Below are 5,845 nucleotides of genomic sequence, written 5' to 3'. Positions count from 1 at the left end.
GGTCTTCGATCCATGCCCGCATCCCAGCATGCACATGACGAATGGTCGCCTCGTACGGCGATCAGTACCACGATCGAGCGATCACGAACCGAGGAAGATCGGACTTAACGACCTCTGAGAGGTCGTTTTCATCTTGAGTGCGGTTGTCTGTTGGGGTTTGTTCTGCCTTCCGGTGTGTTGCTGGCGAGGCTGTGATGGCGGCTGTATCTGGTGAGGCTGACGGTGTTATGGATGGGGCGGAGATCTGCTTGCGCCTGTCTCATTCCAGGACGCCCGAGTGTGTCCCGTGCTTCGACGCGGCAGGTTGCACGCCTGGGCGCACGCCCCCGCACAGCGGTATGCCCAGGTCATGACGGAACGTCGTGCGTATCCAAGTGATCTGTCCGATGCACGCTGGGAGTTGATCGAGCCGGTCCTGTCCGCCTGGCGCTTCGAACGCCGCGGTCGGGCCCTGGACTTCGGCCGGCCTCCACGGCATGACCTGCGCGAGATTATGAACGCGATCCTCTACGTGGACCGCACCGGCTGCCAGTGGGCCTATCTGCCGCATGACTTCCCGCCACACCAGAGCGTCTACGGCTACTTCGCCAGGTGGCAAAAGGACGGTGTCTTCGCCCAGCTCAACGGTCTCCTGCGAGAATTGGTGCGCCAGAAAGAAGGCAAGAGCCCCGAGCCCTCGGCCTGCGTGATCGACGCGCAGAGCGTCAAAACCTCCACCTCCGTGCCTGCCAAGAGCCAGGGCATCGACGCGGGCAAGAAGATCGTGGGCCGCAAGCGCAGCATCATCACTGACACCCTCGGACTGCTGCTGGCCGTGCTGGTCACGGCAGCCGGCGTCCAGGACTCCACCGCTGGGCAAACCCTCCTGGACCAGACCGCCGCCGACCATCCCGGCCTGCGCAAGGTCTGGGTCGACGGCGGCTACCGCAAGCAGTTCGTCGAGCACGCCGCCACCCTCGGCATCGACCTCGAAATCGTCCAACGCGTGCCCGGCGTCAAAGGGTTCACCCCCATCCCGAAACGCTGGGCCGTCGAGCGGACCTACGGCTGGCTCATGCTCCACCGCCGTCTGACCCGCGACTACGAAACCCACCCACACCGCTCCGAAGCCATGATTCACCTAGCCATGACCGACCTCATGTCCCGCCGCCTCACCGGCGAGAACACCATCTCCTGGCGCGACCCGACACCAGCCCATCAAAGCCGCATCCAGGGATGAAACAACAGGATGAAACGACCTCTGACTCGGCGCCCCGGGCCGACCGGGCACCCGCCGGCCGGCCCGCACGGCCCAGTTGTGTGAGCCACCAGACGCACCGTGCTTGCATCCCTCCCCGGCTGCCCGCCCCTTCCGATCCTGCGCCACCCACCCCTCTCCGGGCGAAGCTCATGCATGTCGACGTCTGAGCAGCACGCGGGGAGGTGTAAGGGCAGGAGATGTTCGGGTGCCACCCTGGCGCGCCAGGCAAGCTGCCGAAGCCGATGCCGGACAGATCTGTCCCTGGCTCCCATGACCTTCCGGACAGGGCCTAGTAATGCATCGGGTTGGTGCGCAGCTTGCGCCGTTCCCAGCGATTGGGGTGGCGGATGATGACTCCCGCCATGCCGCCGGCCCCGGTGAGTCGGATCAGCGGAGTTCCCGGGAGCCGGTCGGGAGCGGTTTTGTCCGTCAGGCCGTCGACGCCGGGATCCATGCCAGTGCTGTCTGCTGCCCAGGCGTCGGGGATGACGATCGTGACACCAGCCATCTCCCCGTACGCCTCCACCGCGATCTCGGTGTGGAGGCACTCAACCCGGGTGAAGTCAATCTTCACGCCGCCCATGCCCCCGCGAGCGACCACTGTCCGGGAACCTCCCGCCGCCCGGGGCCTTGGACGCGCCATGCATGCGTCCTTGAGTGCCAGCGGCGACAGGCTCGCAGAGGTGCTCAGCTTCGACAGGTCGGCGGTCAGAACGGCCAACTCCGCGTGCGTCTTGGACTTCAGCGCCTGCTCCAGGCGCTGATCCAGCTCGTCGAGATCGATTCGCTCTTCAGCGGCCGCGTCGCGCAGCTGTTCCACCACTTCTTCCCGGTGGTCATGAGAGGCGCGGAGCTCCCCTGAGGGAACAGGGCGAGGAGAGGGCTCCGGAGGCTGGGCAGACATGGCCGCACGGATATGTGGCTAGTGGGCGGCGCGGGTTTGGGACTGCACATCTCAAACGCGGCCGAGAGCCTTCTGGCGATTCGCCCTCTCCCGTTCAGCGCACCGCTTCGAAGTCCTTGCCGATCACCAGCGTCACCAGTCCTGCGGGAGCGTCACCCAGTTGTTCGGCGCGGCTTCCTGGCAGGCGGGAGGCCAGTGTTTCGGCCTGTGGGCGCAGGTCTGCCGGGTACGTGATGTGGGTCGTTGTCGCAGCGTCGGGTGCGTTGCCCGTGCCGACGACGGTGTAGCCGGCCTCGCGCAGTTCTTCGGCGACCTTGCCTGCTAGGCCGCTGCGTCCGGTGCCGTTGAGCACCTGGACACGCACGGTCCGCGCGTACACCGCGTTCTTGGATTCCTGCTCCAGGCGCTTCTTGTCGACTTCCTCGTCCTTGGCGAGTGCGGTGAACAGCCGGGCAGCCTGGGGGTATTGCCAAACGACGTTGGCCTTGTCGGACGGAACGTCGGCCTGGCGCGGATAGTTGGGGACCGTGAGGAAGGTCAGCCGGTCTTTGGGGATGTCCTGGAGCTCGGAGGCCAGGCCGGAGAGGGGTTTGACGCCAGCGAGTGCTCGGTCGGTGGTCAGGGAGCCGGTGGCGGCCTTGAGGAAGTCGTACAGGTCGCCGGGGCTGGTCAGCTTCTCCTGCGCCTTGTCGGCCAAGGCGCGCATGAACTCCTGCTGTCGTCCGATGCGCCCAAGGTCCGAGCCGTCGCCGACGCTGTAGCGGGTGCGTACGTAGCCGAGCACGTCCTCGTCCTTGACCGTCTGGCAGCCGGCCTCCAGGTCGAGGTGGGCCTTCTTGTCGCGGATCGGTTGCTCGGGGCAGACCTCGATGCCGTCGAGGGCGTTGACCATGCCCTTGAAACCCTGGAAGTCCACGGAGACGAAGTGGTCGATACGCAGTCCGGTGTTCTGCTCGACCGCACGGATCGTGCAGGCCGCCGCGCCCGCGACCTCCCCGGTGGCGCCGCCCACCGCGAACGCCTCGTTGATCTTGAAGTGGTGCGGCTTCGACTTCGTACCGTCGCCCTTGTCGCAGGCGGGTATCCGCACCCAGGAGTCACGCGGGAAGGAGACCACGGTGGCCCATTTCCGGTCGGCCGCGAGGTGCAGCACCATCAACGTGTCCGACTGCATGGTCGTCAGGCCCTTGCCGTACCCGGCGTTGTCCCCGTCCCGGCTGTCCGAGCCGACGACGAGGATGTTCTTCGAGCCGGGACTGAGGTTCTCGGGCCTGCCCTCGCCGAGCTTGTTGTCGATGTCGGCGGCGCCGATGCTGCCGTCGAGGTCCTGGTAGATCCACACGCCTGCGCCGGCCGCGCCGAGGATCAGCACCGAGCAGACGCCCGCGACCCACAGAAGTATCCGGCCCCGACGGGTCGCCCGTACTCCCCGGCTCGTCCCGCGCCCCCTGCTTCCAGCCCGGCCGCGCCGGACACTGCGCCGTTGCCCCACCCTGCCGACCTCCACCGCCCCGGCCGCACGCGGCCTGCCCCGTCGATTCCGTGCGGTGCCTCGTGGCTCCACAGAAGACCGCACTCTACACAGGCGTAGAAACAGCCCGGCCGACGCGACCGCAGGGACGTCTAGAGAGGCGTCGCCGCATGCAGGACGAAGAACAGCGTGACCGCGGAGTTCGCCGAGGACATCGCCGACAGCGCCGTACCGCCCGCCGCGGTCCAGGTCGCGAGGCCCGCCGCCGTCCAGACCGGCGGCCAGACCCGCGCGACGGGTGCGGGCCCGAGCAACGCGGCGACCCTGCGCGGGACTGGCCCCGGCTCGGCGAAGCCGGCCAGCGTCGGGCCGGGCGTCCCCTGCGAGACCAGGGCTGCCTTGCCGATGGCGCGGGCCACGGCCTTGCGGCTGCCCACCGCGCGGGCGGCCTCCTCGTCGGCCCAGCGCTCCGCCGCGTAGGACATCGCCGTACGCAGCGGGCGCAGGAAGGGGTTGGCCCGCGCGGCCAGCTGGACGGCAAGCAGATACCGGTGGTGACGACCGGCGATGTGGACGCGCTCGTGGGCGAACAGGGCGCGCCGCTCTGCGGAGTTGAGGCAGGACAGCATGCCGGTCGTCACGACGATCCGCCCGTCCCGCTGTGCCGCGCCGGGCAGCGCGTACGCGTACGGGGCTTCGTCCGGCAGGACCGCCACCGGCGAGTCCGGGAGGCCGGCCAGGGCGGCCCACGCCCTGCGGCGCACCCGGCGGTGGCGCCACAGCGTCCTGCCGCAGGCGGCGGCGACGAGTATGAGGACGGGGATCGAGGCCCTGCCCGCGATCTCGTCGTGGGGAACCGCCGCGCGCACTTCCGGGTCCGACCAGCCGTCCGGCAGCGGGTTGCCGGGCAGCTGCGCGGTGCCGACGACGACGAGGAGCCCCAGGCACAGGGTGCTGCACACGGCCATCAGCCCGGCCACCCACGCGAGCAGCCGCGTGGCCGTGCGCGGATGCAGGTGCTGCTCGGCGAGGCGGGCGATCGGCCAGGCGGTCAGCGGCAGCACCAACGGCAGGAATACGAAGATCCCCACGGGGCGTCAGTCCTCCGGATCGCCTTCGGCCGCGCTCAGCAGCTCCCGAAGGATCTGTTCATCGCTCTCAGGCAGCGCGGTGAGGAAGCTGGCCAGGACCGCTTCCCGGTTCTTCTCCCCGTCCAGGACCTTGCGCATCCGCAGAGCGGCGAGTCCCGCTTCATCCGCGGCCGGAGTCCAGACGAACGAGCGCCCATCCCGCTTGCGAGACACAGCCTCCTTGGCCAGAAGGCGGGTCAGGATGGTCATCACGGTGGTGTAAGCAAGGCCGGCGCCGAGCCGCTCCTGCACCCAGCCGGCGGTCACCGGGCCCGGGGCCTGCCGCAGGGCCGACAGCACCTGCGCCTCCAGCTCCCCCTGCCCCCGCCGGGATCTCGGCTGCTCGTCCCGGCCGCCCCGATCACGGTGTGCCATACCTGCCTCCCTCCGACCGTGCCGCCCCGCAACTCCACGCGGGCGGCGGCTCATCGTAATGGCCCTGACAGGTCCAGCCCGGCGTTCGGGACGCGACGCCCCCAAGGATTCCTCTACACAGTTGTAGATAGTCTGACGGAGGGTACATCTCAACCTCCTACCCCAACAAGCCTGTTGAGACCGACCGGAGGGACGAAAGAAGGCATGGGCATCGTCAGCTGGATCATCCTGGGCCTAATCGCCGGAGCCATAGCCAAGCTCCTACTGCCGGGCCGCGACCCGGGCGGACTGCTCGGCACCACTCTCATCGGTGTGGCCGGAGCCTTCGTGGGCGGCTGGCTTTCCGCGACCGTCCTCGACCGCCCCGTCGAGAAGGAGTTCTTCGATGCGGCCACCTGGGGCTCCGCCATCGCGGGCGCACTCGTCCTCCTGATCGGCTACCGACTGCTCTTCGGCAACTCCCGCGACTGACCGGCCCGATCCGGACGCCGGTCGACACACTCCGAGAGCGACCCGCCACACCGTGACACCCTGTTCGAGGCTTCTACACTCCTGTAGATTCATGATCCCGGGCCCTGCGACGGGCCGGGAAGTCATCACGTAACGAGGAGGAGAGCAGTGGGAGTTTCCCTCGCCAAGGGCGGCAACGTATCCCTCAGCAAGGAAGCCCCGGGGCTGACCGCCGTCCTGGTCGGCCTGGGCTGGGACGTACGCACCACCACCGG

7 protein-coding genes are annotated in these 5,845 nt (G+C 68.5%); 3 read left to right on the top strand and 4 right to left on the bottom strand.

All coding sequences use genetic code 11. From position 1 onward, the window contains the following. Positions 1 to 349 precede the first annotated feature (349 nt). Positions 350 to 1,219, top strand: coding sequence for an IS5 family transposase (locus RCO28_RS39195; protein WP_308946197.1), 870 nt, complete (start codon positions 350 to 352; stop codon positions 1,217 to 1,219). Positions 1,220 to 1,529: 310 nt separating this feature from the next. Here RCO28_RS39195 and RCO28_RS39190 read toward each other — a convergent pair whose 3' ends face one another. From RCO28_RS39190 to RCO28_RS39175, 4 genes are all read right to left on the bottom strand, one after another. Continuing rightward, a complete protein-coding gene (locus RCO28_RS39190) occupies positions 1,530 to 2,060 on the bottom strand; it encodes a DUF1707 domain-containing protein (protein WP_374991334.1) in 531 nt (176 codons plus the stop codon). A 178-nt stretch (positions 2,061 to 2,238) separates the two neighbouring features. Next, complete coding sequence (locus RCO28_RS39185; RefSeq protein ID WP_308946194.1) at positions 2,239 to 3,516, bottom strand: LCP family protein; 1,278 nt, start codon at positions 3,514 to 3,516, stop codon at positions 2,239 to 2,241. A gap of 251 nt (positions 3,517 to 3,767) precedes the next feature. Beyond that, positions 3,768 to 4,706: a M56 family metallopeptidase gene (locus RCO28_RS39180; protein ID WP_308946193.1), complete on the bottom strand. Its 939-nt coding sequence runs from the start codon at positions 4,704 to 4,706 to the stop codon at positions 3,768 to 3,770. 6 nt (positions 4,707 to 4,712) lie between these two features. Further along, positions 4,713 to 5,120 carry a BlaI/MecI/CopY family transcriptional regulator gene (locus RCO28_RS39175; protein WP_308946191.1) on the bottom strand — a complete coding sequence of 136 codons (408 nt, stop codon included), beginning with the start codon at positions 5,118 to 5,120 and terminating at the stop codon, positions 4,713 to 4,715. 204 nt (positions 5,121 to 5,324) lie between these two features. Between RCO28_RS39175 and RCO28_RS39170 the strand changes: the two genes are divergently transcribed. Together RCO28_RS39170 and RCO28_RS39165 are read left to right on the top strand one after the other, a co-directional pair. Beyond that, positions 5,325 to 5,591, top strand: coding sequence for a GlsB/YeaQ/YmgE family stress response membrane protein (locus RCO28_RS39170; RefSeq protein WP_308946190.1), 267 nt, complete (start codon positions 5,325 to 5,327; stop codon positions 5,589 to 5,591). Positions 5,592 to 5,738: 147 nt separating this feature from the next. Next, a partial coding sequence (locus RCO28_RS39165) for a TerD family protein (protein ID WP_308946150.1) occupies positions 5,739 to 5,845 on the top strand: 107 nt, incomplete at its 3' end.

Source organism: Streptomyces sp. LHD-70, assembly GCF_031157275.1.
Taxonomy (GTDB): domain Bacteria; phylum Actinomycetota; class Actinomycetes; order Streptomycetales; family Streptomycetaceae; genus Streptomyces.
Note: the sequence above shows the minus strand (reverse complement) of the source record. Positions and strands in the feature narration are given on the sequence as shown.